At 56.9% G+C, this 25,659-nt stretch carries 21 protein-coding genes; 11 read left to right on the plus strand and 10 right to left on the minus strand.

All coding sequences use genetic code 11. The annotated features are described in order from the left end of the window. Window positions 1-61 precede the first annotated feature (61 nt). The 3 genes from mglA to GUC32_RS07420 all read left to right on the plus strand — a co-directional run bounded on the left by mglA (window position 62) and on the right by GUC32_RS07420 (window position 3,220). Complete coding sequence (mglA, locus tag GUC32_RS07410) at window positions 62-1,570, plus strand: galactose/methyl galactoside ABC transporter ATP-binding protein MglA (RefSeq protein ID WP_004938959.1); 1,509 nt, start codon at window positions 62-64, stop codon at window positions 1,568-1,570. A gap of 11 nt (window positions 1,571-1,581) precedes the next feature. Then, window positions 1,582-2,592: a galactose/methyl galactoside ABC transporter permease MglC gene (gene mglC, locus GUC32_RS07415; protein WP_004938953.1), complete on the plus strand. Its 1,011-nt coding sequence runs from the start codon at window positions 1,582-1,584 to the stop codon at window positions 2,590-2,592. Between the two features lie 235 nt (window positions 2,593-2,827). Continuing rightward, complete coding sequence (locus GUC32_RS07420; protein WP_043142430.1) at window positions 2,828-3,220, plus strand: tautomerase family protein; 393 nt, start codon at window positions 2,828-2,830, stop codon at window positions 3,218-3,220. Between the two features lie 126 nt (window positions 3,221-3,346). On the opposite strand, the gene sanA is transcribed toward GUC32_RS07420, so the two are convergent. The 8 genes from sanA to metG all read right to left on the minus strand — a co-directional run bounded on the left by sanA (window position 3,347) and on the right by metG (window position 13,098). Further along, the gene (sanA, locus tag GUC32_RS07425) at window positions 3,347-4,090 is read right to left on the minus strand and encodes an outer membrane permeability protein SanA (RefSeq protein ID WP_004938948.1); all 744 of its coding nucleotides are present in this window, start codon (window positions 4,088-4,090) and stop codon (window positions 3,347-3,349) included. A 169-nt stretch (window positions 4,091-4,259) separates the two neighbouring features. Next, window positions 4,260-5,957, minus strand: coding sequence for an NAD-dependent malic enzyme (locus GUC32_RS07430; protein ID WP_025302151.1), 1,698 nt, complete (start codon window positions 5,955-5,957; stop codon window positions 4,260-4,262). Window positions 5,958-6,178: 221 nt separating this feature from the next. Next, on the minus strand, window positions 6,179-7,063 hold the full coding sequence (cdd, locus tag GUC32_RS07435; RefSeq protein WP_025302152.1) for a cytidine deaminase: 885 nt from the start codon (window positions 7,061-7,063) through the stop codon (window positions 6,179-6,181). A 137-nt stretch (window positions 7,064-7,200) separates the two neighbouring features. Beyond that, window positions 7,201-7,896: a CidB/LrgB family autolysis modulator gene (locus tag GUC32_RS07440; RefSeq protein WP_019454415.1), complete on the minus strand. Its 696-nt coding sequence runs from the start codon at window positions 7,894-7,896 to the stop codon at window positions 7,201-7,203. Further along, complete coding sequence (locus tag GUC32_RS07445) at window positions 7,893-8,300, minus strand: CidA/LrgA family protein (protein WP_025302154.1); 408 nt, start codon at window positions 8,298-8,300, stop codon at window positions 7,893-7,895. The genes GUC32_RS07440 and GUC32_RS07445 overlap by 4 nt, the downstream gene beginning before the upstream one ends. A 138-nt stretch (window positions 8,301-8,438) precedes the next feature. Further along, window positions 8,439-9,650: an MFS transporter gene (locus tag GUC32_RS07450; protein WP_025302155.1), complete on the minus strand. Its 1,212-nt coding sequence runs from the start codon at window positions 9,648-9,650 to the stop codon at window positions 8,439-8,441. Window positions 9,651-9,781: 131 nt separating this feature from the next. Then, entirely contained in the window at window positions 9,782-10,849 is a 1,068-nt protein-coding gene (locus tag GUC32_RS07455) for a sugar ABC transporter substrate-binding protein (protein WP_043142433.1), read from the minus strand. Window positions 10,850-11,070: 221 nt separating this feature from the next. Continuing rightward, complete coding sequence (gene metG, locus GUC32_RS07460) at window positions 11,071-13,098, minus strand: methionine--tRNA ligase (RefSeq protein ID WP_043142437.1); 2,028 nt, start codon at window positions 13,096-13,098, stop codon at window positions 11,071-11,073. Window positions 13,099-13,257: 159 nt separating this feature from the next. Between metG and apbC the strand changes: the two genes are divergently transcribed. Next, window positions 13,258-14,370 (plus strand): iron-sulfur cluster carrier protein ApbC, encoded by a 1,113-nt coding sequence (gene apbC / locus GUC32_RS07465; RefSeq protein ID WP_043142439.1) that lies wholly within the window; start codon window positions 13,258-13,260, stop codon window positions 14,368-14,370. A 44-nt stretch (window positions 14,371-14,414) separates the two neighbouring features. On the opposite strand, the gene GUC32_RS07470 is transcribed toward apbC, so the two are convergent. Beyond that, a complete protein-coding gene (locus GUC32_RS07470; protein WP_025302159.1) occupies window positions 14,415-15,044 on the minus strand; it encodes a phosphatase PAP2 family protein in 630 nt (209 codons plus the stop codon). A 230-nt stretch (window positions 15,045-15,274) separates the two neighbouring features. Between GUC32_RS07470 and udk the strand changes: the two genes are divergently transcribed. From udk to dcuC, 4 genes are all read left to right on the plus strand, one after another. Then, the gene (udk, locus tag GUC32_RS07475; protein ID WP_004938922.1) at window positions 15,275-15,916 is read left to right on the plus strand and encodes a uridine kinase; all 642 of its coding nucleotides are present in this window, start codon (window positions 15,275-15,277) and stop codon (window positions 15,914-15,916) included. Between the two features lie 125 nt (window positions 15,917-16,041). Beyond that, window positions 16,042-16,623, plus strand: a complete 582-nt coding sequence (gene dcd, locus GUC32_RS07480) for a dCTP deaminase (protein WP_019454407.1) — start codon at window positions 16,042-16,044, stop codon at window positions 16,621-16,623. Between the two features lie 44 nt (window positions 16,624-16,667). Continuing rightward, the gene (gene asmA / locus GUC32_RS07485) at window positions 16,668-18,500 is read left to right on the plus strand and encodes an outer membrane assembly protein AsmA (RefSeq protein WP_151429150.1); all 1,833 of its coding nucleotides are present in this window, start codon (window positions 16,668-16,670) and stop codon (window positions 18,498-18,500) included. A gap of 172 nt (window positions 18,501-18,672) precedes the next feature. Then, window positions 18,673-20,025 carry an anaerobic C4-dicarboxylate transporter DcuC gene (gene dcuC / locus GUC32_RS07490; protein WP_099817592.1) on the plus strand — a complete coding sequence of 451 codons (1,353 nt, stop codon included), beginning with the start codon at window positions 18,673-18,675 and terminating at the stop codon, window positions 20,023-20,025. Window positions 20,026-20,056: 31 nt separating this feature from the next. Here dcuC and GUC32_RS07495 read toward each other — a convergent pair whose 3' ends face one another. Continuing rightward, window positions 20,057-21,640, minus strand: a complete 1,584-nt coding sequence (locus GUC32_RS07495; protein WP_025302162.1) for a TerC family protein — start codon at window positions 21,638-21,640, stop codon at window positions 20,057-20,059. A gap of 609 nt (window positions 21,641-22,249) precedes the next feature. On the opposite strand from GUC32_RS07495, the gene galU reads away from it, so the two are divergent. The 3 genes from galU (at window position 22,250) to GUC32_RS07510 (ending at window position 25,654) form a co-directional block, all read left to right on the plus strand. Next, window positions 22,250-23,146: a UTP--glucose-1-phosphate uridylyltransferase GalU gene (gene galU / locus GUC32_RS07500; RefSeq protein WP_049205978.1), complete on the plus strand. Its 897-nt coding sequence runs from the start codon at window positions 22,250-22,252 to the stop codon at window positions 23,144-23,146. A 53-nt stretch (window positions 23,147-23,199) separates the two neighbouring features. Further along, window positions 23,200-24,102 carry a sugar phosphate nucleotidyltransferase gene (locus GUC32_RS07505; RefSeq protein ID WP_043142447.1) on the plus strand — a complete coding sequence of 301 codons (903 nt, stop codon included), beginning with the start codon at window positions 23,200-23,202 and terminating at the stop codon, window positions 24,100-24,102. A 415-nt stretch (window positions 24,103-24,517) separates the two neighbouring features. Continuing rightward, a complete protein-coding gene (locus tag GUC32_RS07510; protein ID WP_043142459.1) occupies window positions 24,518-25,654 on the plus strand; it encodes a polysaccharide export protein in 1,137 nt (378 codons plus the stop codon). Window positions 25,655-25,659: the final 5 nt, after the last annotated feature.

Genomic DNA, 25,659 nt, shown 5'->3' on the forward strand with positions numbered 1-25,659 from the left:
CACCAGGGATACCGCCGGCGGGGATGTTTACGACTGCAAGATCGTTAAGCCAGGTGTATTTATGGCCGATAGCTCACGCGAATTTTTGCTGGAAATGACGGATATCTGTAAGTCATTTCCCGGCGTCAAAGCTTTGGACAATGTCAATTTACGCGTCCGTCCGCACTCGATTCACGCCCTGATGGGGGAGAACGGGGCGGGGAAATCGACGTTGCTGAAATGCCTGTTCGGCATTTATAAAAAAGACAGCGGCAGCATTGTGTTTCAGGGCCGGGAAATCGATTTCAAGAGCTCGAAGGAAGCGTTGGAACACGGCGTTTCGATGGTGCATCAGGAGCTGAACCTGGTGCTGCAACGCACCGTGATGGACAACATGTGGCTGGGGCGCTATCCGACCAAAGGCCTGTTCGTCGATCAGGACAAGATGTTCAAAGACACCCAGGCGATCTTTGACGAGCTGGATATCGACATCAACCCGCGCGAAAAGGTGGGCAACCTGTCGGTGTCGCAGATGCAGATGATCGAGATCGCCAAGGCGTTTTCCTACGACGCCAAGATCGTCATCATGGATGAACCGACCTCTTCGCTGACGGAGAAAGAGGTCAATCATCTGTTCACCATCATCCGCAAGCTGAAAGAACGCGGCTGCGGCATCGTCTATATCTCGCACAAGATGGAAGAGATCTTCCAGCTGTGCGACGAGATAACGGTGCTGCGCGACGGCCAGTGGATCGCCACCCAGCCGCTGGAAGGGCTGGATATGGACAAGATCATCGCCATGATGGTCGGCCGCTCGCTGAGCCAGCGCTTCCCGGACAGGCAGAACACGCCGGGTGAGGTGATCCTTGAGGTGAAGAACCTGACATCGCTGCGCCAGCCTTCGATCCGCGATGTTTCCTTCGATCTGCACCAGGGCGAGATCCTCGGCATCGCCGGGCTGGTGGGCGCCAAGCGCACCGACATCGTCGAGACGCTGTTCGGCATTCGTGAAAAGGTGGCGGGCACTATAAAGCTGCACGGCAAGGCGATCGACAACCACAGTGCCAACGAAGCGATCAACCACGGGTTTGCGTTGGTGACCGAAGAGCGCCGATCCACCGGGATTTACGCTTACCTCGATGTGGGTTTCAACTCGTTGATCTCCAATATCCGCAATTATAAAAACAAGCTCGGCCTGCTGGATAACGCGCGGATGAAGAGCGACACCCAGTGGGTGATCGACGCCATGCGGGTGAAAACGCCGGGGCATCACACCCATATCGGCTCGCTGTCCGGCGGCAACCAGCAGAAGGTGATCATCGGCCGCTGGCTGCTGACGCAGCCGGAGATCCTGATGCTGGATGAACCGACGCGCGGCATCGACGTGGGCGCCAAGTTCGAGATTTATCAGCTGATGACCGAACTGGCGAAGAAGGGCAAGGGGATCATTATCGTCTCGTCCGAAATGCCGGAGCTTTTGGGGATCACCGACCGTATTTTGGTGATGAGCAATGGTCAGGTTGCGGGCATCGTTAACACCAAACAGACCTCGCAAAATGAAATCTTACGTCTCGCCTCCCTGCACCTTTAAGGATCGGAATTATGAACGCGCTAAATAAAAAAACCTTATTTACCTATTTCAAGGAAGGCGGCATTTACGTGGTGTTGCTGGTGCTGTTGGCCATCATCATCATTCAGGATCCTACCTTCCTTAGCCTGATGAACCTGAGCAACATCCTGACGCAGTCTTCGGTGCGCATCATCATCGCGCTGGGCGTGGCGGGATTGATCGTGACTCAGGGCACCGACCTGTCCGCCGGGCGGCAGGTGGGGCTGGCGGCGGTGGTGGCGGCCACGCTGCTGCAGTCGATGGATAACGTCAACAAGGTATTCCCGCACATGGAAACCTGGTCGATTCCCCTGGTCATCTTGCTGGTGTGTGCGGTCGGCGCGGTGATCGGCCTGGTTAACGGCCTGATTATCGCCTATCTCAACGTGACGCCGTTCATCACCACCTTAGGCACCATGATCATCGTCTACGGCATCAACTCGCTGTATTACGATTCGGTCGGCGCGTCGCCGGTCGCGGGTTTCGATCCGAAGTTTTCCACCTTTGCCCAGGGCTTCTTGCGCTTCGGCGACTTTAAGCTGTCGTACATTACTTTTTACGCGCTGATCGCCATCATATTCGTCTGGATCCTGTGGACCAAGACCCGCTTCGGCAAGAACATCTTCGCCATCGGCGGCAACCCGGAAGCGGCTAAGGTGTCCGGCGTCAACGTGCCGTTGAACCTGATCATGATCTATGCGCTGTCCGGCGTGTTCTACGCCTTCGGCGGCTTGCTGGAAGCGGGGCGCATCGGCAGCGCCACCAATAACCTCGGCTTTATGTATGAGCTGGATGCCATCGCCGCCTGCGTGGTGGGGGGCGTCTCATTTGCCGGCGGGGTGGGTACGGTGTGGGGCGTGGTGACCGGGGTGATCATCTTTACCGTCATCAACTACGGCCTGACCTATATCGGCATCAACCCGTACTGGCAATACATCATCAAGGGCAGCATCATCATCTTCGCCGTGGCGTTGGACTCGTTGAAATACGCCAAGAAGAAGTAGGTTTACCGCAGTACAGACAACAAGGCCGGCCTATTGCCGGCCTTGTTGCATTCTAGGAGGCAGGGCGCAGCAAAACAGTAAGGCATTATTTGGCAATGGCTGGCTGGGTTGTTTCGGGTAAGGGAATTGCCCGATCTTGAGGTTGGGTTGGTTACAGCGTGACACAGTTTTCGGGCTACCCACATGACATGAAGCCAGTAAACTGCTTTTATCTACCGTTCTCAGGGAGCAAACTATGCCTGTATTTACCATTACGCTGAAAAGTCGTAATACGCTTGATAAGAAAAGAATTTCATCAGCTATTCACGCGGCGGTAGTAAAAACCGGCTATCCTGCGAACGATCAATTCCAGCGCTTTATCCGTCTTGGGGAAGACGATTTATATGTGGACCCCACTTATCCCGATCTGGAATCCCCCCGCAGCGCTAACTTCGTGTTGATTGAAGCCATGCTTTCCTCTGGTTCCCCTGATGCCCGCAAACAATTGCTCTTGCAATCACTGGTACAGGAACTCGCCCTGATTGGACTGGACAGCAATGATTTGATGGTCCTTTTCATTGAACTGGATCGTTTGAATAGTTCATTCGGCGGAGGCAGAAGGGCATCGCCGCTTTCTATGTCGCAATAAGCTGTCAACGTACGTAGAGAGTGCTTTACGCAAATCATCCGGTATTCGTTAACACTGCGTATTTCTCGGATAATACGCCCTTTTAGCGTATTGCTGGGGACGCGTGTAAAACCCTCTGCCGGATGATTAAGGCTGTTTGGCTTTCTGTTTCTCTTCTTTCAGCTTGTGCTCCAGCTCAACCAACTGTTCCGGTGACACGGCGGGATAACCCTGGGCGTCTTCCGGCACGGTGTGCATGGCGGAGATCGGGATCAGCGGGCCGAGGAAGCGCGGCTCGCGCTTGAGGATGTACAGATCGGTCAGCGCACCCAGGCGAGCGAAGATCTCGCGGGCGCGCACCGTCATCATGTCCTTCGGCGACGGCACCGCGTAGCACTGCGCCTGAATGCCCATGTGCAAGGCGATGAACAGCGCGCGCTCGCAGTGGAAACGCTGGGTGATGATGATGAAATCGTTGGTGTCGAACACTTTGCGGGTGCGCACGATGGAGTCTAGAGTGCGGAAGCCGGCGTAGTCCAGCACGATATCGCTCGGCGCCACGCCGGCGGCGATCAGATCGCGACGCATGGTCATCGGTTCGTTGTAGCTTTGCTGGGCATTGTCGCCGCTCAGCAGCAGGTATTTCACCTTGCCGCTGTTATAGGCGTTGATCGCCCCTTGAATGCGGTAACGGTAGTACTGGTTGATCACCCCGGTGCGGTAATACTTGGCCGTGCCGAGCACCACGCCAACCTGGCGGTGCGGCAGCTCCTGCAGTTCGTCGTAGACGTAAGGCGCGGTTTTCCAGCTGATCCAGCGATCGAGCGCAATAGCCGAACCCATCAACACCGCAATGATGATGAACAGGCTGATGATCAGGCGTTTCCACATGTTGTTGCCTTACGCGCGCCGGGCTGAAAAAGATGGATCAAGGCTACTTTACCTGACCGATCGACGCAAGACGCGAACCGCCTGAAGCACGCGCAACGCCGCATTTTTCGGCGGTTTTGCCGCACAAAAAAGCCCGGCGGAGCCGGGCTGGGTCATTTCAGCGCGTTGATCAGAACGAGGTGCGTTTGTAGCTGCGGTACTGCGGCCGCCAGAAGTTGTGCTCGATGGCTTTCGACAGCGCGTCTTCGGAGGTGACGATCGCCACACCCTGTAGCTGCGCCGCTTTACCCACTTCCATGGCGATGCACTTCGACACGCCCTGAATATCGTCGATATTCGGCAGCAGTGCGCCGTGGCCGTCGGTGGCCAGCGGCGAACAGTCCGCCAGCGCGCGGCTGGCGGCCATCAGCATAGCGTCGGTGACGCGGGTGGCGCCGGAGGCCAGCACGCCGAGGCCAATCCCCGGGAAGATGTAGGAGTTGTTGCACTGGGCGATCGGGTACAGCTGCTCTTTATAGCTCACCGGTGCGAACGGGCTGCCGGTCGCGACCAGGGCGGCGCCGTCGGTCCAGTTGATGATGTCTTCTGGGCGGGCTTCCACGCGCGAGGTCGGGTTGGACAGCGGCATCACGATAGGGCGTTCGCAGTGTTTGTGCATTTCGCGGATCAGCTCTTCGGTAAACAGCCCCGGCTGGCCGGAAACGCCGATCAGAATGGTCGGCTTGGCGTTGCGCACCACGTCCAGCAGCGAGATGGCGTCGCTGGCGGTTTCCCAACCGGTCAGGTTGTCGCTCTTCTGTACCAGCTTGCTCTGGAAATCGAGCAGGTTCGGCAGTTTGTCGGTCAGCAGGCCGAAGCGGTCGACCATGAATACGCGGGCGCGCGCTTCGTCTTCGCTCAACCCTTCGGACTTCATCTGCGCGATGATCTGCTCGGCGATGCCACAGCCGGCGGAACCGGCACCGAGGAAGGTGACGGTCTGATCGCGCAGCTGGCTGCCGGCGGCGCGGCTGGCGGCGATCAGGCTGCCGAGGGTCACCGCGGCAGTGCCCTGAATGTCATCGTTGAAGCAGCAGATCTCGTCGCGATAGCGGTTCAACAACGGGGTGGCGTTGTTCTGTGCGAAGTCTTCGAACTGCAGCAGCACGTTCGGCCAGCGGCGTTTGACCGCCTGAATAAACTCTTCGACGAAGGCGTGGTACTCCTCGCCGGAGATGCGCGGATGGCGCCAGCCCATGTACAGCGGATCGTTGAGGCGCTGCGGATTGTTGGTGCCGACGTCCAGCACCACCGGCAGGGTATAGGCCGGGCTGATGCCGCCGCAGGCGGTATACAGCGACAGCTTGCCGATGGGAATGCCCATGCCGCCGATGCCCTGGTCGCCCAGGCCGAGAATGCGTTCGCCGTCGGTCACCACGATCACCTTGACGTTCTGCTTGGTGGCGTTTTGCAGCATGTCATCGATGCGATCGCGGTTCGGGTAGGAGATGAACAGCCCGCGCGCGCGGCGATAGATATCGGAGAAGTGCTCACAGGCCTCGCCGACGGTCGGGGTGTAGATGATTGGCATCATCTCGCTCAGGTGCGAGTCCAGCAGGCGATAGAACAGGGTTTCGTTGGTGTCCTGGATGTTGCGCAGGTAGATGTGCTTATCGTTATCGTTCTTGAAATCCTGATACTGACGGTAGGCGCGTTCCACCTGTTCTTCGATGGTCTCCACCGCTTCCGGCAGCAGGCCGTGCAGGTTGAAGTGGCTACGTTCTTCCTCGGTGAAAGCGCTGCCTTTGTTCAGCAGCGGAAATTCCAGCAGAATCGGGCCGGCGTAAGGGATGTAGAGCGGGCGTTTGCTTTCGTATTCTAGTTCCATCAGTTTTACTCTTCACGTATCAGATAACTTTATTGCCGACGATCCTAAGAGATAAAGAGAAGATGTACAGCATTTGTTGCCAGATGATGAACCAGGTTGGCGTAATTATCGACAATCAAATGATTTTTTAACTAAAGAAAGTGTTTCTTGCGGCGTCGGGGCATTGTATTTGGCGGGCGGGGCTGTTAACGGCGGAACCGGATGGCCCCGCCGCGGTGCGCTTAGAAAGTGGCGCGGCTGACGTTCTGGCAGCCCAGCGCTGCCAGAGTGGCGCGGGTGGCGTCCCACTGGCTGAGGATCGCCTCCTGCGGCTCGACCAGTACGGCGCGGCGAATGTTCAGGCAATCGCCGCCGGAGAGGTTCAGCAGGATCAGCGCGGCCTGCAGCGGCGGCAGGCTAGGGTTGAAGGCGGCGTTTTCCGCATAACGGCCGGCATAGATAATGCCGTCTGTCGTTTCCAGCGCCACGCCGCTGTGGGCGTTGCTGTACGGTGCGTGACTCTGATTGGCCGCCGCCAGTGCCGCCTGTGTCAGTGCGTCGTCCAGCGCCAGCTGGTGACCGTGATCGACCTTGTCCATCAGCAGCGAAGCGATATCCAGATCTTTCGGGCCGAAGGCGTCCGGCAGATAGTCCGCCAGCGTAGCCGGCGCGCGGCCCGGCAGACGGATCTGCAGTTCGCCGCCGCTGTTCAGCTCATTCATAAACTGGCGGCAATGACCGCACGGCGTGTAATTGACGGTGACCGAGGCCAGCGCCGATTCACCGCGCAGCCAGGCATGGGTAACCGCGCACTGTTCCGCATGCACGGTTTGCTGCAGCGGTGCGCCGCTGAATTCCATATTGGCGCCGAAATAGAGGTTGCCACTTTGCCCGCGCGCGATGGCGCCGACGTGGAAATGCGATATCGGGGTTAACGAGCAGGCCGCCGCCAGCGGCAGCAGCGCGAATGCCAGCGCATCATCGTCCAGCCCGCAACCTGTGCGGATCGCCGCCGCTTGCTCGGCCGTGAACATCGCCGGAAAGTCAGGCGCGTCCAGATAGGGCCGCAGGGCGGATTGCAGTGTCGCGGGCAGTGCGCTGAAAGCGGTGTGAAAACGCGGATGCATAGAAGGTCTCTCTACGAGTTAACGGGGTAACATTCTAGGCAGGCCAGAGACATTAAAGTGTGATTAATGTCTCTTAATTGGTGAAATTAATGCAATGAAATAAATAAATGCGAGATGTATCGCAAGTTTCGTCGTATTCAGCCGAACAGATGCAGCAGCACCGGGAACAGGAACGGCGCCAGCAGTGAGGTGATGATGCCGCAGATCACCAGCGCCAGCGAGCCGAATGCGCCTTCCTGGTAGTCCATCTCCGCGCAGCGTGCGGTGCCCAGCGCGTGGGATGCGGTGCCCATCGCCAGGCCGCGCGCAGAGTGGGTGGTGATTTTCAACAGGTTGAACAGCGTATGGCCGAACACGGCGCCGAGGATACCGACGAAAATGACGCAGACTGCGCTGATCGCCGGAATACCGCCGAGCGAGTCCGCGACGGCCATGGCGATTGGCGTAGTGACCGATTTCGGCAGGATAGAGGCGGCGATTTCCGGCGTGGCGCCCAGCCACAGGGCGATGGCGCCGCCGCTGATCATGGCGGTCAGGCTGCCGATGAAGCACACCGCGATAATCGACTTCCAGCGCGCGCGGATCTGGTGCAGCTGTTCATACAGCGGGAAGGCCAGTGCGACAACCGCCGGCTGCAGCAGATCGTTGAGGATTTTGCTGCCCTGAAAGTAGCGCTCATAGGGGATGCCGGTGAGCAGCAGCAGCGGGATGATCACCGCCATGGAAACCAGCAGCGGATTGAGCAGCGGCATGTTCAGCTTGCGCGCCAGCCAGCGCGCGGCGAAATAGACCGCCAGCGTCAGCGGCAGCGACCACCAGATTTCATGGATCATGGGTTGCCCTCCGTGTCGTCGGGCTTACCGGCGATGCGGCGCTCGCGGTGAAAATAGTGTGAGGTATAGCCGACCACCACCAGCACCATCAGCGTGCTGATGAGGCAAGAGATGACCAGCGGGCCCAGATGCGCGACGATCTGATCGTAGTATTTCATCACCCCGACGCCGATAGGCACGAACAGCAGCACCATATAGCGGATCAGCAAATGGCAGCCGGGTTTAACCCATTTGGCCGGCATAATCTGGGTCGAGAGCAGGGCGAACAGCAGCAGCATGCCGAGAATGCTGCCGGGAATGGCGAACGGCAGCAGCGCCGCCACTGCATTGCCGACGAACAGACACAGGTAGATGAGGAGCAGGGCTCTCAGGTATTTCCAGCACAGTGTGAGCACGTTGGCCATTGTCTTTCCCCGTTTAATTGCTGCATTCATCATACAATTAAACTGTGAGCCATGCCACAGATCGCACCATGAATTATCGCTATGGGTGCCATACCCGATCGGCGGGTTGACAGCCCGCAATGGCTGCCACGCGCGGGTTCAGCGCGTGTCTTCGGCCGCTGCCGCCGCGTGTTCTGCCAGCCGGTGGCCGAGGAAGAAAAACAGCAGGCTGAGCAGCGCGGCGCCGACCAGCATCACGAACATTAACGGCGGCGCGGCATAGCTGAGCAGCACTCCGCACAGTACCGGGTTGATGGCACCGCCCAGCGCGCTGAGATTCTGTACTCCATAGTAGCTGCCTTTCAGGTGCGGGGGCGCGATAAAGTCGATGAACATGTATTCCACCGGGATCACGATGATTTCGCCGAGGGTAAACACCGCCATCGCCGCCAGCCACAGCCAGACCGCCTGGCCGGCCGCCATGAAACCGAGCAGCCCGACGATGAAAAACAGCGTGCCCAGCACCAGCCAGCGCAGCATGTTTTCCTGGCGCATACCGCGGCTGAGCAGGTATTGCAGGGCGATAACGATGCTGGCGTTGACGATCATCACCAGCCCGATGATTTTGTAGGCGAACTCGGCGCTGGAGACGGTGATCAGATACTGCGACAGATAGCCGGTGAACTGACCGAACACCACGGCGCCCAGGGTGCTGCCGAGGGTGAAGTAGATAAGCCGCCGATCGCTCCGCAGGATAGTCAGCGTCTGGCGGAAGTTGGGGAGCGCGGCCGGTGCGGCGGCTGGCGTTGCGCGCTGTTGCCGACCGCGCAAGCGCAGGCTTAGCGCCGCCACCGTCGCCAGCGCCAACCCGCCCGACAGGTAAAACGGCAGCAGCGGGCTAAGCCCGGCCACCAGAACGCCGAGCGCAGAACCGATCGCCCAGCCGACGTTGACCAGCGTGTAGTTGATTGAAAAAGCCTTGATGCGCTGCTCAACCGGCAACCCGTCGGCGAAGCAGGCCTTAATGGTGATGCTCAGCACCGAATAACAGGTATGCAAGATGGCCAGCACCACGATCACGCCGCCGGGGCGCGGGATCCAGGGAATGGCGAAGAAGCTCAGCGCAAACAATACAATCGACAGCAGGATCAGGCGGTTCTTGCTGAATTTGTCCACTAGATAGCCGCCGTACAGGCTGGCAAGGATGCCGAGGGTCAGGCTGACGCCCAGGATCACGCCCACGCTCTTCGGCAGCAGATGGAAATGCTCGGTGAGGTAGATGGTAATGAACGGCAGCGTCACGCCGCGGCCGATGGTCAACACCAGCGAACTGGCCAGCAGCATGTTAATCAGCGAGGGGAATCCCTTCATTCGAAGCCTGTTTATGCATACAGTTATTGGGCGATGCAGATAACATAGCGTATTTTGGCGAGGACGGAAGGGGGAAGCCGAAAATTAGTTTAAAAACAGAGGCTGCGTCGGCAGCCTCGTCAAAAACAGCATTATTTACCGTGTTCGGCCTGCAGCGTGGCGAACCACGGTTGCACGAAGTCGCTGCTGCTGCCCCAGCCGGGGATGATCTTCGCCAGCCCGGCGACGTTGACCGGCCCCGGCTGCGCCAGCAGCAGCGCCTGCGGAATGACCGTCGCTTTGAACTGATAGCTGTCCGGCGTGCTTTCCCCGGCGATCTTGTTGGCCACCAGGCGCACGTTGACTGCGCCGATAAGCTTCGGATCCACCGCCACGCTGACCTGCCACGGGCTGCCGGCTTCGCGCATCAGCTGCAAGTCCTGGTTGGAGATATCGATGCTGTACAGCTTGATCTCGGTGCGGCCGTTCTCTTTCAACGCTTTGTAAGCGCCCTGAGTGAAGGCGTCCCAGGTGCCCCAGATGGCGTCGATCTTGCCTTTCGGGTATTTCGCCAGCACCGCGCCCACCTTGTTGGCGGTATCGCCCTGCACGTCGGATGAAACCGCGCCAATCGATTCCAGCTCGTGAATGCCCGGATGCTGTTTCAGCAGCTGCTGATAGGCGGCCTGGCGGCGTTCCATTGGTGGGAAGCCGGCTACCCAGAGTTTGATGATGTTGGCCTGGCCGTTGAAATCCTTCACTAACTGGCCGAAGGAGGCGTTGGCCAGCGAAGCGTCGTCCTGCTGCGAGACGGTGACGCCGGGAACGCTGCCACTGACGTCGGTATCGAACGCCGCGACGGCGATGCCGGCTGCCGCGATGCGTTTAACCAGCTCGGTGGAATAGGGGGCTCGCCCCTGTGAGAGAATGATGCCGTCATATTTCTGGCTGATAGCCTGGTTGACGAAGTCCTGGAAGCGCGCGTCGTCGCCGTTGCTGAGGAAGGTGTCAACCTTGAAGCCCAGCTTGCGTCCTTCCTGGATGGCACCCGCCAAAAATTGCGTGGTGTTGTCGTCGGAACCAAGGTTGCGGATCACCGCGATGCGCACCGACCCCTGATGCTGAGCGATGGCAGCTGGCACGGCGGCGTTTTCCGCTGCCTGCAGCGGCAGGGCAGCCAGCAGGCTGAGGGCGAGCAGCGAAGTCTTGACGTTTTTCATTATTATAGGCTCCAAAAAGCAGGGAAACGATCCCGGTGAAGGTCTGTTATAGCAGTCTTTCTGTCTGGACGTCTATTTGTTGTTGCGGAGCATCATAGCGAGATGCGGCAGGCGAGGGAATCAGAGCGGTTATGACTTTTTCTTACTGCTTATAACGTCGGGTTTGAGACATTAAAAAAGGGCCGAGCAAGCTCGACCCTCGATGTTACGCACCGGTGCGGTTATTTGACCTGCATACCAGGCTGCGCGCCGCTGTCCGGGCTCAGCAGGAAGATCTCTTTCCCGCCAGGGCCCGCCGCCATCACCATGCCTTCCGAAACGCCGAAACGCATTTTGCGCGGCGCCAGGTTGGCGACCATGATGGTCAGACGGCCTTCCAGCGCTTTCGGATCCGGGTAAGCGGAGCGAATGCCGGAGAAGATCTGGCGCAGTTCGCCGCCCAGATCCAGCTGTAGTTTCAGCAGCTTGTCGGAGCCTTCGACAAAGTCGGCGCTCTTGATCAGAGCGATGCGCATGTCTACCTTGGCGAAGTCGTCGAAGGTGATGGTTTCCTGAATAGGATCATCGGCCAATGGACCGGTCACCGGTTTGGCGGCGGCCATGTCTTCCTTCGAGGCGTTGACCATCTCGCTGACCTTATCCAGATCGATACGGTTGAACAGCGCTTTGAATGCGTTCACCTGGTGGCCCAGCAGCGGTTGCGGGATTGCGTCCCAGCTCAGCTCGGCGTTGAGGAACGCTTCGGCGCGTTCGGTCAGTGAAGGCAGTACCGGCTTCAGGTAAGTCATCAGCACGCGGAACAGGTTGATGCCCATCGAGCAGATGGCCTGCAGATCGGCATCGCGGCCTTCTTCCTTCGCCACCACCCAAGGTGCCTGCTCATCCACGTAACGGTTGGCCAGATCGGCCAGCGCCATGATTTCGCGGATCGCGCGGCTGAACTCGCGGCTGGCGTAAGCTTCGGCGATGCTCTGCGCCGCGTCGACGAAGGTCTGGTACAACGCCGGATCGGCCAGGCTGTCGGCCAGCTTGCCGCCGAAGCGCTTGTTGATAAAGCCGGCGTTGCGCGAAGCGAGGTTCACCACCTTGTTGACAATGTCGGCGTTCACGCGCTGCACGAAGTCTTCCAGATTGAGATCGATGTCATCAATGCGTGAAGAGAGCTTGGCGGCGTAGTAATAGCGCAGGCAGTCGGCGTCGAGGTGCTGCAGGTAGGTGCCGGCCTTGATGAAGGTGCCGCGCGACTTGGACATCTTGGCGCCGTTCACCGTCACGTAACCGTGTACGAACAGGTTGGTCGGTTTGCGGAAGTTGCTGCCTTCCAGCATCGCCGGCCAGAACAGGCTGTGGAAGTAGACGATGTCCTTGCCGATGAAGTGATAGAGCTCGGTGGTGGCGTCTTTGCGCCAGAACTCGTCGAAGTCCAGATCGCCGCGTTTGTCGCACAGGTTCTTGAAGGAACCCATGTAGCCGATCGGTGCGTCCAGCCAGACGTAGAAGTATTTGCCCGGCGCATCCGGGATTTCGAAGCCGAAGTAAGGCGCATCGCGGGAGATGTCCCACTGCTGCAGGCCGGATTCGAACCACTCCTGCATCTTGTTCGCCACTTGCTCTTGCAGCGCGCCGGAGCGCGTCCACGCCTGCAGCATTTCGCTGAAGGCCGGCAGATCGAAGAAGAAGTGCTCGGAGTCGCGCATTACCGGCGTCGCGCCGGAAACCACGGACTTCGGATCGATCAGTTCCGTCGGGCTGTAGGTGGCGCCACACACTTCGCAGTTGTCGCCGTATTGGTCCGGCGATTTGCATTTCGGGCAGGTGCCCTTCACGAAACGGTCCGGCAGGAACATGCCTTTCTCCGGATCGTACAGCTGAGAAATGGTGCGGTTCTTGATAAAACCGTTTTCTTTCAGGCGGCTGTAAATCAGGGTGGACAGCTCACGGTTTTCATCGCTATGGGTCGAGTGATAGTTGTCATAGCTGATGCCAAAGCCGGCGAAATCCTGTTGGTGCTCCTGGCTCATCTGCGCGATCATTTCTTCCGGTTTTACGCCCAGCTGCTGCGCTTTCAGCATGATCGGCGTGCCGTGCGCGTCGTCCGCGCAAATGAAATGCACTTCGTGGCCGCGCATTCGTTGGTAACGCACCCAGATATCCGCCTGGATGTGCTCGAGCATGTGGCCGAGATGGATGGAACCATTTGCGTACGGTAGCGCGCACGTCACCAATAATTTTTTCGCGACTTGAGCCATAGTGAGAACTTGCTTTCTGTAATGAATAAAAGGGCCTTCGATGTTAACCGATCGCGCTCTTCGCTGCTAGGGCGGTTTCTTGCAGGTTATACGCGCCAGCCGCCGGGCAGTTCTGATATGCTTAGCCGGAAGCTACCCATTCAAAATCAAGGAGCCGGGATGAACGCAAAATCCCCTGAGCAGACCAACCCCGAAGTTCTGCGCGCCCTGGTGACCGGTGTACTGGCCGCCTTTGAACACCCGACGTTGAAAAACAACCTGACCGCATTGAAGGCTATCCATCACTGCGCGTTGCTGGACGATGTGCTGCATATCGAACTGACGATGCCGTTTGCCTGGCTGAGCGGCTTTGAAGCGCTGCAGGCAAGCGTTGGCCCCGAGCTGCTGCGCGTGACCGGCGCCAGCGCCATCGATTGGAAGCTTAAACACGATATCACGACGCTGAAGCGTGCCAACGGCCAGGCCGGTATCAAAGGCGTGCGCAATATCATCGCCGTCAGCTCCGGTAAAGGCGGGGTGGGGAAATCCACCACCGCCGTCAACCTGGCGCTGGCGCTGGTCGCCGAAGGGGCCAAGGTCGGCATTCTGGACGCCGACATATACGGCCCGTCGATCCCCAATATGCTGGGCACCGAACACGAGCGGCCGACTTCGCCGGACGGTCAACATATGGCACCAATCATGGCGCACGGCCTGGCGACCAACTCTATCGGCTATCTGGTGACCGACGACAATGCTATGGTGTGGCGCGGACCGATGGCCAGTAAGGCGCTGATGCAGCTGTTGCAGGATACGCTGTGGCCGGATCTGGATTATCTGGTGCTGGACATGCCGCCGGGTACCGGCGACATTCAGCTGACGCTGTCGCAGAACATTCCGGTGACCGGCGCACTGGTGGTTACCACCCCGCAGGATATCGCTTTGCTGGATGCCGCCAAGGGCATCGTGATGTTCGAGAAAGTGCATGTGCCGGTGCTGGGCATCGTGGAGAACATGAGCGTGCATATCTGCAGCAACTGCGGTCACCATGAGCCGATTTTCGGCACCGGTGGCGCCGAGAAGCTGGTGCAGAAATACAACAGTCGTCTGCTGGGGCAGATGCCGTTGCATATTTCGCTGCGTGAAGATCTGGATCGCGGTACGCCGACGGTGATCAGCCGACCGGACAGCGAATTCGCCGACATGTATCGTCAATTGGCCGGCCGTGTGGCTGCGCAGATGTATTGGCAGGGCGAGGCGATCCCGACAGAGATTGCGTTCCGCGCGCTGTAATCAGCCTATCGCAATGCAAGAACCCGGCTTAAACGCCGGGTTTTTTATAGGATGCGGGCAGGGTTGTGCAAATCTGCCCGGGTATAAGGACGTTCGATCTGTGCCAGCGTTTTGGCGATATGCTCCAGCAATCCCTGGGTGGGAGCCGGCTGCCGCTGTCCCATAAGCGCCAATGGCAAGGCCAGCGCGATGGCGAAGTGCGGCCAAGAGAGATGCGGGCGCGTTTTGCTCCGCTGCAACCACAGGAACAGTGCGCTGGCCAGGTAGCCTAAAATCAGCCCGCTGATCACCTCAGATACCGAGTGCACGCGAATTTCCAGCCGCGAAACGCCGATGGCGAAAGGTAATATCCACCCGGTCAGTAAAGCGATGCTACGTATGGGGTGGGAAAAGCGACCGGTCAACGTCCAAAGCAATGGCGGCCAGATGCTTGCCGCGAGGGCTGAATGGCCGCTGAATCCGGTGAAGTCATAACTTGCGCTACCAATGCCCCAGCCCATAAAGGCCAGTTTGGACAGGCAGACCAGCCCGCCGGTGAAACCGAAGATCAGCGCCCATTGCCAGCCTGCCGCGCGAGTGGCGGGAGACGCGATCAGCAACAAAAACAGAATCAGCGCGCAGGGCAGCAGCAGCATGCTGTCGCCGAAAAAAGTCAGAAAATACCAATCCAGCACATCAATCTCCGATGAAAGGGGACGGGGAGCAAAAGTCAGCGCCGTGGAGTGTAACCCGTTACGGCGCGTTGCCCTAGGCGTGAGATTCTTAAAATGCCGCTTGCCCGTGGCGTGACAGCCCGAATTCGCCCGCCGTTGCGCAATATACAGTGGCGCAAACCCCGGCGACTCCCTATAATTGTCGCGTTTTAGTTCCCCCCTTCACACTATGAAATCAGGTCTTTAATTTTATGACTGACAATCCGCATCAGTGCGTCATTATTGGTATAGCTGGCGCATCTGCCTCCGGAAAAAGCCTTATCGCCAGCACGTTGTACCGCGAACTCCGCGAGCAGGTCGGCGATGAGCACATCGGCGTTATTCCAGAAGACAGTTACTATAAAGACCAGACTCACCTGACCATGGAAGAACGGGTCAAAACCAACTACGACCACCCGAGCGCCATGGATCACAACCTGCTGTTCCAGCATCTGCAGATGCTGAAGGCCGGTAAGGCGATCGAGCTGCCGCTGTACAGCTACACCGAACACACGCGCAAGAAAGAAACTGTCCACCTGGAACCTAAAAAAGTCATTATTCTGGAAGGGATCTTGCTGCTGACGGATATCCGCCTGCGCCAGGAAATGAACTTCTCGATCTTTGTCGACACGCCATTGGATATTTGCCTGATGCGCCGCATGAAGCGCGACGTCAACGAGCGCGGCCGCTCGATGGATTCGGTGATGGCGCAATACCAGAAGACCGTGCGCCCGATGTTCCTGCAATTTATCGAACCTTCCAAACAATACGCCGATATCATCGTCCCGCGCGGTGGCAAAAACCGCATCGCGATCGATATTCTGAAAGCCAAAATCAGCCAATTCTTTGAATAATGCCCCTTAATGGCCGGAAATGTGCATTTCCGGCCGGCGGCCAACTATTTGCACCCCGGCGTAGACCTTTCGCCCGTTGTGTGGCAATTTTTGTTTAGTTATGCGTTTTGATGGAGAAGAGAGACATGAGACTGTGTGACCGCGATATAGAAGCCTGGCTGGATAGCGAGAAACTGGTGATTTCCCCGCGCCCGCCGCTCGAACGCATCAACGGGGCCACAGTAGATGTCCGCTTGGGCAATCAGTTCCGCGTGTTCAGTGGCCATACCGCGCCTTTTATCGATCTTAGCGGACCGAAAGACGAAGTCAGCGCCGCGTTGGATCGCGTGATGAGCGACGAGATTGTCCTGCCGGAAGGCGAAGCGTTCTTCCTTCATCCCGGCGAGCTGGCCCTGGCGGTGACGTTCGAATCCGTGACGTTGCCGGACGATCTCGTGGGGTGGCTCGACGGCCGTTCTTCTCTGGCGCGCCTGGGGCTGATGGTACACGTCACTGCGCACCGTATCGATCCGGGCTGGCATGGGCGCATCGTGCTGGAGTTTTACAACTCCGGCAAGCTGCCGCTGGCGCTGCGGCCGGGGATGCTGATTGGCGCCTTGAGCTTTGAGCCGTTGTCCGGCCCGGCGGCCCGGCCTTATAACAGCCGGCAGGACGCAAAATATCGCGATCAGCAGGGCGCAGTAGCCAGTCGAATCGACAAGGACTAACGGCGCGGGATGCACCGTCGGTGTGGCGCTGACAAGAGGGTGGCATGAGAAGATTACTGACGACATTGGCGATTTTATTGGTGGTCGTGGTGGCGGGGATGTCCGCGCTGGTACTGCTGGTCAATCCGAATGATTTTCGCGGTTACATGGTCAAAAAGGTCGAACAGAAGAGCGGCTACCAACTGACGCTCGAAGGCGACCTACGTTGGCATATCTGGCCACAGCTCAGCATTCTGGCCGGGCGCATGACGCTGACCGCGCCGGGTGCCAAGGCGCCGGTAGTGAGCGCGGAAAACATGCGCCTCGATGTCAAACTATTGCCTCTATTGTCGCATCAGCTGTTTGTTAAACAGGTGATGCTGAAAAATGCCGTCATTCGCCTCACGCCCGACAGTGAAGAGCACTCTCAGGTGGACGCCCCGATCGCACCCGCCGGTAGCGGTACTGACGCGGCAGACGCGGCCTGGAAGTTCGATATCGACAACCTACGGGTCGTGGACAGCCTGCTGGTTTGGCAGCGCGCCGACAACGAGCAAATCAATGTCCGGGATATCAATCTCACTCTGCAACAAACGGAGAAACGGCAGGCGCAGCTGGAACTTTCCAGTCGGGTTAACCGCGATCAGCGTGACCTGACCTTCAGCATGGCGGCCGATGTCGATCTACAGCAGTTCCCACGCCAGATCGGCGCCAAAGTGACTCAGTTCAATTACCAACTGGTGGGCGCGGATATTCTTAATGGCGGTATTCAGGGAGAGGGCAATGCACAGGTGGTCTATCAGCACACGCCAGCGCAGATTGCCATCAGCCAACTGAACGTCAGTGCCAATAACAGCCAATTGGCCGGCGATATCAGCGCCAGCCTCGGGACGGTGCCTGGCTATGTGGTGAATCTGAATTCGGCTAATCTCGATCTCGACGCGCTTTCCGGTTGGCAATCCAGCACTAATACCGCCGAGCAGCCCGCCGTGACCGCCGCGCCGGTGATCGCCAGCCAGGTTGACGATCGGCAGCAGAACCTGGAAGCGCTGCGCAATTTCAATGCACAGTTGAATCTGCAGGCGGCGCAGTTGACCTACCGCGGTATGAACGTTACCCAGTTAGCCGTCGCGGCGGATAATCAACGCGGCCTACTGACGCTGCATAAACTTGTCGGGCAATTGGCCGGCGGTGATTTCTCCTTGCCGGGCTCGCTGGACGCGCGCGGTAATAAACCGGTGATCAGCGTGCAGCCGACGTTGAACCAGGTTGAACTCGGCACGGTGCTCAAAGCCTTCGACATGCCGCAGATGCTGACCGGCAAATTCAGCATGAAAGGGGATCTGACCGGCGATCGTCTTTCTTCACAGTCATTTGAGCACCGCTGGCGCGGTACGGCGCAGCTGGCGATGCAGGATGCGCAGTTGCACGGCCTGAACATTCAGCAACTGATCCAACAGGCGGTGGCGCGCAACGATAACAGCGTGCGCGGGCAAGACAGCTATCAGCGCTATACCGAGGTCAAAAGCGTCTCTGCGCAGGCCAGCCTGAATCAAGGCACGGTCAAGCTCAGCGGTCTGACGGCGGATTCTCCTTTGCTGGCGCTGACCGGCGCCGGCAGCATCGATATGCCGGGCAAGCAGTGCGATATGGCGCTTAACGTGCGCGTCACCGGCGGATGGCAAGGGCGCGGCGAGCTGATCGAACAACTGCAAAAAACGCCGATTCCGCTGCGGGTTTACGGGCCTTGGCAACAGCTGAATTATCAACTGCAAGTCGATCAAGTGCTGCGAAAAACGCTGCAGGATCGGGCCAAGGATGCGTTGAACAAGTGGGCTGAAAAGAACAAGGATTCGCGCGAAGGCCAGGATCTGAAGAAGCTGCTCGACAAACTGTAATCCCTACGACGCGGGCCACATTGTGGCCCGCGTCAATATCGAGATTCCCGCGGTAATTTCTCTCCGTTACCTTGATGAAGGTCATGAAGGCACGCGCGCAGTTTGTGCAGAGTAAGGGCTGTTCTGCTATGACTATGCGCCTGAGCGCGAAAACATGACGAGTTGAGGAAACATGATAGAGCTTCTTATTGGCGCCGCAGTCGCGGCGGGCGTGGGCCGTTACATCATCAAGGGATATTCCGCTACCGGCGTTTTGTTGGTGGGGGGGCTGCTGCTGCTCGGCATCAGTGCCCTGATGGGGAAAACGCTGTTGCCGTCCGGCGCCACCTCAACCGGCTGGCGCGCGACCGACATGATCGAATACGTCAAGATTTTGCTGATGAGCCGTGGCGGCGATCTGGGCATGATGATCATGATGCTGTGCGGCTTTGCCGCCTACATGACGCATATCGGCGCCAACGACGTGGTGGTCAAGCTGGCCTCACGCCCGTTGCAGATGATCAACTCGCCTTATCTGCTGATGGTGGCGGCATACTTTGTCGCTTGCCTGATGTCATTGGCGGTCTCTTCCGCCACCGGCCTCGGCGTATTGCTGATGGCGACGCTGTTCCCATTGATGGTGAACGTCGGCATTAGCCGCGGGGCGGCGGCGGCCATTTGTGCTTCGCCGGCGGCGATTATTCTGGCACCGACCTCCGGCGACGTGGTGCTGGCAGCCAAGGCGGCGGAGATGCCGCTGGTGGACTTTGCGTTCAAAACCACGCTGCCTATCTCGATTGCCGCCATCGTCTGTATGGCCGTTGCGCACTTTTTCTGGCAGCGCTATCTCGACAAAAAGAACAATGAACAGCATCACATCATGGATGTCAGCGAAATCAAAACGCATGCGCCGGGGTTCTACGCGATATTGCCGTTTACGCCGATCCTTGGCGTGCTGATCTTCGACGGAAAATGGGGGCCGGAGCTGCACATCATTACCGTGCTGGTAGGGTGCATGCTGCTGGCGGCCGTGATCGAGTTTGCGCGCAGCTTCAGCGCCAAACAAGTGTTCAGCGGCCTGGAGGTAGCCTATCGCGGCATGGCGGATGCTTTTGCCAGCGTGGTGATGTTGCTGGTGGCCGCGGGTGTCTTCGCGCAGGGGCTGAGTACCGTCGGCTTTATCAGCGGGCTGATTGGCCTTGCGCAGTCGTTTGGCACCGGCGGTTTGATCATGATGCTGGTGCTGGTGGTGATCACCATGCTGGCGGCCATGACCACCGGTTCCGGCAATGCGCCGTTCTATGCGTTTGTCGAACTGATCCCGAAACTGGCGGCGCAGATGGGCGTGAATCCGGCCTATCTGGTGATCCCGATGCTGCAGGCGTCTAACCTCGGCCGCACGCTGTCACCGGTCTCCGGTGTGGTGGTAGCGGTTTCCGGCATGGCGAAAATCTCGCCGTTCGACGTGGTAAAACGCACTTCGGTGCCAGTGATTGTCGGGCTGGTGGTGGTGATCGTGGCGACGGAACTGCTGGTTCCCCAGTAAAAGAAAGGCCGGGGGATGCCCGGCCTCAATGCTAAACCTCGTAGTCCTCCGGTGGAGGCGGCGGGGTGATCTTCACCTTCAGGATACGGTGGCTGTTGACCTCCAGCGGTTCGAACAGGTAGTCACCGATTCTGATTTGCTCGCCTTCTTGCGGCACACGCTGGCTGTGCTCCATCAGCAGCCCCGCCAGCGTGTGGTATTCGCGCTTTTCTTCCAGCGGCATCGGCAGGTACAGCACCAGATCTTCCAGCGGCATATAGCCGTTGGCGATCCAGCTGCCGTCCTCGTTTTGCTGAATGTCGTGGCGTGCGTCCACCTCTTCGCCGGCCTCCGGCAGGTTACCGGCGATGGTTTCCATCACGTCCGTCAGGGTGACGATGCCTTCGACGGAGCCGAACTCATCAACCACAAAGGCAAAGTGCGTCTGCGCCTGACGGAATTGTTCCAGGGCGCTTAACAGCGTGAGCTGCTCCGGGAAGATCAGCGGTTGACGTATCAGCGCGCGCAGATCCAGCGGCGCCTGCGCCAATTGCTGTTTGAGGACGTCGATAGTATGGATAACGCCCAGCGGTTCGTCGCTGGCGCTGCTTTCCACCACCACGATGCGCGTGTGCTGATTACGTTCCAGCAACTGCGTCAGCTTCTCCTGCGGATCGTTCAGTTCAAGGTATTCGACGTCGTGACGCGAGGTCATGATGCTGCTGACCGTGCGCTGCGCCATGCCGAGTACGCGTTCGATCATGCGCCGTTCCTGCTGATTGAAGATCTCGCCGCTTTCGCTGTCGCTATCGGCCAGCAGGTTGGCGGAATGGCTGTCGACCTCTGCTTCTTCATGTTTGCCGCTCAGCATACGCAACACCGCCTCGGCGGTGCGTTCGCGCAGTGGCCGCACCTTTGACAGGAAGCGACGGCGGTTGAACTGCGCCAGCTGGTTGAGCGCCTCGATCATTACCGAGAAGCCGATCGCTGCGTAGAGGTAGCCTTTCGGAATATGATAGCCGAAGCCCTCCGCCACCAGGCTAAAGCCAATCATCAGCAGGAAGCTCAGGCACAGGATAACGATAGTCGGGTGAGCGTTGACGAAGCGCGTCAACGGCTTGCTGGCCAGCAGCATCAGGCCGATGGCGATGCAGACCGCGATCATCATCACCGCCAGATGATCGACCATGCCGACCGCGGTGATCACCGAGTCGAGCGAGAAGACGGCGTCCAGCACCACGATCTGCGCCACGACCGGCCAGAAACGTGCGCCTTTGCGCGCGCCATGCTGCTCTTCATCCTTGCCTTCCAGCCGCTCATTGAGCTCCATGGTGGCTTTGAACAGCAGGAATATCCCGCCGACCAGCATGATCAGATCGCGGCCGCTGAAGGGGTGCTCCGCGACGATGAACATCGGTTTGGTCAGCGTCGCCAGCCACGATATGGAGGCGAGCAGAGCCAGACGCATGACCAGCGCCAGCAACAGACCGACGACACGGGCCTTATCTCGTTGTTGTTTCGGTAGTTTGTCCGCCAGAATGGCGATGAAGACAAGGTTGTCTATACCCAGCACGATTTCCAGCACGACCAAAGTGGCCAGGCCGGCCCAAATTGTTGGATCAGCGATCCATTCCATACGCCCAATTTCACCTGTAAGTTCTACGGCTTATGCCGCACGGGAATGATGGGCGTTGAGGCGGCAAAATTCAACTTTAATCGGGAGGACGTGGATCAGCACAGGCGTATTGCCGTAAACATCGATCGGCGCCGAGTGGCCCAAGGAATCAAGGGCCGAGGGAGCAAATATCTGCCGGGATGCCATGCGCTCAGAAAAGAAACGTCTTATTAAATATATTTAAATCAAAATATTAAAACAATTTTCTTCAACTATGATTCTTATCGGTATGTGGCATGAGTAGTCTTATTCTGAAAACGGCTGACTGGGGGGATCTAAGGCTTGTATCACTTAGGCATTAGTATAAGAATCTTAGTCATATAACGGCAGTAACTAGCATCGTTTGGTTATAAAGGCACCGATTTTTTTATTTTTTTGTGAACAGCATGACAGTTCAAACGAAGAATGAGTGCCGTTTTGCATAAAAATTACTGGCTCATACAATGACGTGGTTGGATGCGTCAATACAGTACTTTGGTAGCTGCAAGCCAAGGGCGGTAGCGTGCCTGATTGAATCCCCTTGTTCACGCTGCACAGATGAGTGCAGCGCTACGATGAATTGGAATGAAAATGCAAACAAGACTTAAGGCAGTGATCCCCGTTGCGGGCTTGGGAACCCGTATGTTGCCAGCGACCAAGGCTATTCCTAAAGAAATGTTGCCCGTGGTCGATAAGCCCTTAATCCAGTACATTGTTGCTGAATGCGTCGCGGCGGGGATTAAAGATATCGTATTGGTCACGCATTCATCGAAAAACGCGATTGAAAACCATTTTGACACTTCTTTTGAGCTGGAGGCCATGCTCGAAGCGCGCGTAAAGCGTCAGCTCCTGAGTGAAGTGCAAAGTATTTGTCCGCCGGATGTTACCGTGATGCAGGTGCGTCAGGGACAGGCGAAAGGGTTGGGGCATGCGGTGCTTTGCGCCAAACCAATGGTGGGTGATTCTCCTTTCGTTGTGCTGTTACCCGATGTTTTATTGGATGATTCTACGGCGGATTTGCGTAAAGAAAATCTGGCTAAAATGATTCAACGTTTTGATGATACGGGTTATAGCCAAATCATGGTTGAACCGGTGCCGGAACAAGATGTGTCCAAATATGGTGTGGTAGATTGCGCAGGCGCGACGATAGCTGCTGGAGAAAGCGCACCGATGACGGCGGTGGTTGAGAAGCCGGCCCGTGAGGATGCACCTTCCAATTTAGCGGTTGTCGGCCGGTATGTACTTTCAGCAGAAATTTGGCCGCTGCTTGAAAAGACCGCTCCTGGCGCAGGCGACGAGATTCAACTGACCGACGCGATCGCGATGTTGATGAAAGAGCAAACGGTGGAAGCGTTCCATATGAGCGGTAAATCCCATGATTGCGGTGACAAGCTTGGTTATATGAAGGCGTTTGTGCAATATGGTCTGCGTCACGGTTCGGAAGGTGAGAATTTCAGCCACTGGTTGAAGCAGACGTTGGGAAAGTAACAGGTTGTCGCCACCGCGGCTGAGAGCGAACACGAGAATGAATGAGGTTTACCATGACGAAGTTGAAAGCGGTTATTCCCGTTGCCGGATTGGGCATGCGCATGCTGCCGGCGACCAAAGCGATTCCGAAAGAGATGTTGCCAATCGTTGATAAACCGTTGATTCAATACATTGTCAACGAATGCGTCGCGGCAGGGATCAAAGAGATCATCCTGGTGACGCATTCTTCCAAGAACGCCATCGAAAACCATTTCGATACCTCATTCGAGCTGGAGGCGATGCTGGAGGCCCGTGTGAAGCGGCAGCTGTTGGATGAAGTGCAGTCGATAACGCCAAAAGGCGTGACGCTGATGCACATTCGCCAGGGGCAACCAAAAGGACTGGGACATGCCGTTCTCTGCGCTAAACCGTTGGTCGGTGATTCGCCATTTGTTGTTCTGTTGCCAGATGTTTTGCTTGACGATGCCAAGGCTGACCTGAGAAAAGATAATTTGCCGCATCTTATTTCTCGTTTCGAAGAAACGGGCCATAGCCAGATACTGGTTCAAACGGTCGACGAGCATACTCTGCGTGAGTATTCTGTTGTCGAATGTGAGAATAACGCACTGCAACCTGGCGATTCTTCACGTATCAGTTCAATAATCGAGAAGCCGGGCCGCGATGTTCCGCTAAAATCAAACTACTCAGCCGTTGGGCGATATGTGCTATCTGCGGATATTTGGCCTATTCTCGAGAAAATTGAGCCGGGCGCTTGGGGACGCATTCAGCTGACAGATGCTATTGCTGAGCTGACTCAGCAGCAAATAGTAGAGGCCACTGAATTGGTTGGTGAGTCGTTCAATTGCGGTGAGAAGATGGGCTATCTGCGGGCATTCGTGACTTACGGATTGCGCCATCCTACGCAGGGTAAAGCCTTCCGCGAGTGGGCAGAAAAGTTGGCGTTTCAGAGGTTATAAATCCTCATAGTGAGGGGCTTAGCCTTAAACGCCAGCATTTCGCATGAGTGGTTTTTATATTAAAATCCTCCAGTGGCCGGTATTGTTTAGATTTTTTTCACCCTGAGTCTGCACCAGATTGAAAGAGATAACGGCCAGACGGCAGTTCGTAGACTTTGGATGCGAATGTCAGTGTTAGACGTGGTAATTGATTTGCCAGGATGGCGACCACTCTTCCCATCCTAATACTATCTTCTGACACTTCAACGATAGCTCAATGACGGGAGAGTGCACGTCTTGACGAATGCTACAGACCAGTATTCACATGACTTTGTACTTGGAATTTTCGTTAGATTGCAAATCAGCTCTGACAAGGTTAGATAGGATTATCTTGTCAGCTTTGTTGAAACACATACTTGAAAGTGATGATAACTCGATGGCAAAAAGAAAATTGAAAATTATATCGATACTTGTATCCGTCGGTATCCTCAGTGGTTGTACTATCCTTCCCGGACAGCATTTACACACATCAGGAAAAGACACGGTAAAACAAGAGGATAGTGATTTTAATATCGATGAACTGGTGAATGTATATCCGGTTACGCCAAAGTTAATTGACAAGCTTCGTCCCCCACGAGTAGTCGCTCAGCCGAACGCGTTGCTTGAACAAGCACTTCGTAGCTACGAATATCATATCGGTATTGGTGATGTCCTTAATGTGACTGTGTGGGATCACCCGGAGTTGACTACACCAGCAGGCCAATACCGAAGCGCTAGCGATACGGGGAACTGGGTCCAATCGGATGGTACAATTTTTTATCCTTATATTGGTAAAGTTCGTGTAGCGGGAAAAACTGCGACCCAGGTTCGTTCTGAAATAGCAAGTCGGCTTTCTCAATATATTGAAAGCCCTCAGGTCGATGTCAATATAGCTGCGTTTCGTTCGCAGAAAGCTTACATTACTGGTGAGGTATCGAAGTCAGGGCAACAAGCTATCACTAATGTTCCCTTGACGGTACTTGATGCAATTAACGTCGCGGGTGGCCTGACGGAAAATGCTGATTGGCGTAATATTGTGCTCACTCACAATGGTAAAGAAGAGCGCCTGTCTTTGCAGAAAATGATGCAAAACGGCGATCTTACGCAGAACAGATTATTGTACCCGGGTGATATTCTTTATATTCCTCGAAATGACGATCTTAAGATATTTGTTATGGGTGAAGTCAAAACACCAGCGACACTGAAAATGGATCGGAGTGGTATGACACTCACAGAGGCCTTAGGTAATACCAATGGGATAAGCCAAACGACTGCAGATGCAACCGGTGTGTTTGTCATCCGACCTCTCCATGGTACACAGGGTAGCAAATTAGCTGATATCTATCAGTTGAACATGGCTGATGCGACAGCCATGGTTATGGGGGCGGAATTCCAACTTCAGCCTTATGATATCGTCTATGTTACTGCAGCACCGATTGTCCGTTGGAACCGTGTTATCAGTCAGCTGGCACCTACAATATCGAGCTTCAATGACCTGACTGAAGGTACATTGCGCATTCGTAATTGGCCATAGGGCAT

The sequence above is a fragment of the Serratia sp. NGAS9 genome, from assembly GCF_009905295.1.
In the GTDB taxonomy this organism is placed as follows: domain Bacteria; phylum Pseudomonadota; class Gammaproteobacteria; order Enterobacterales; family Enterobacteriaceae; genus Serratia; species Serratia bockelmannii.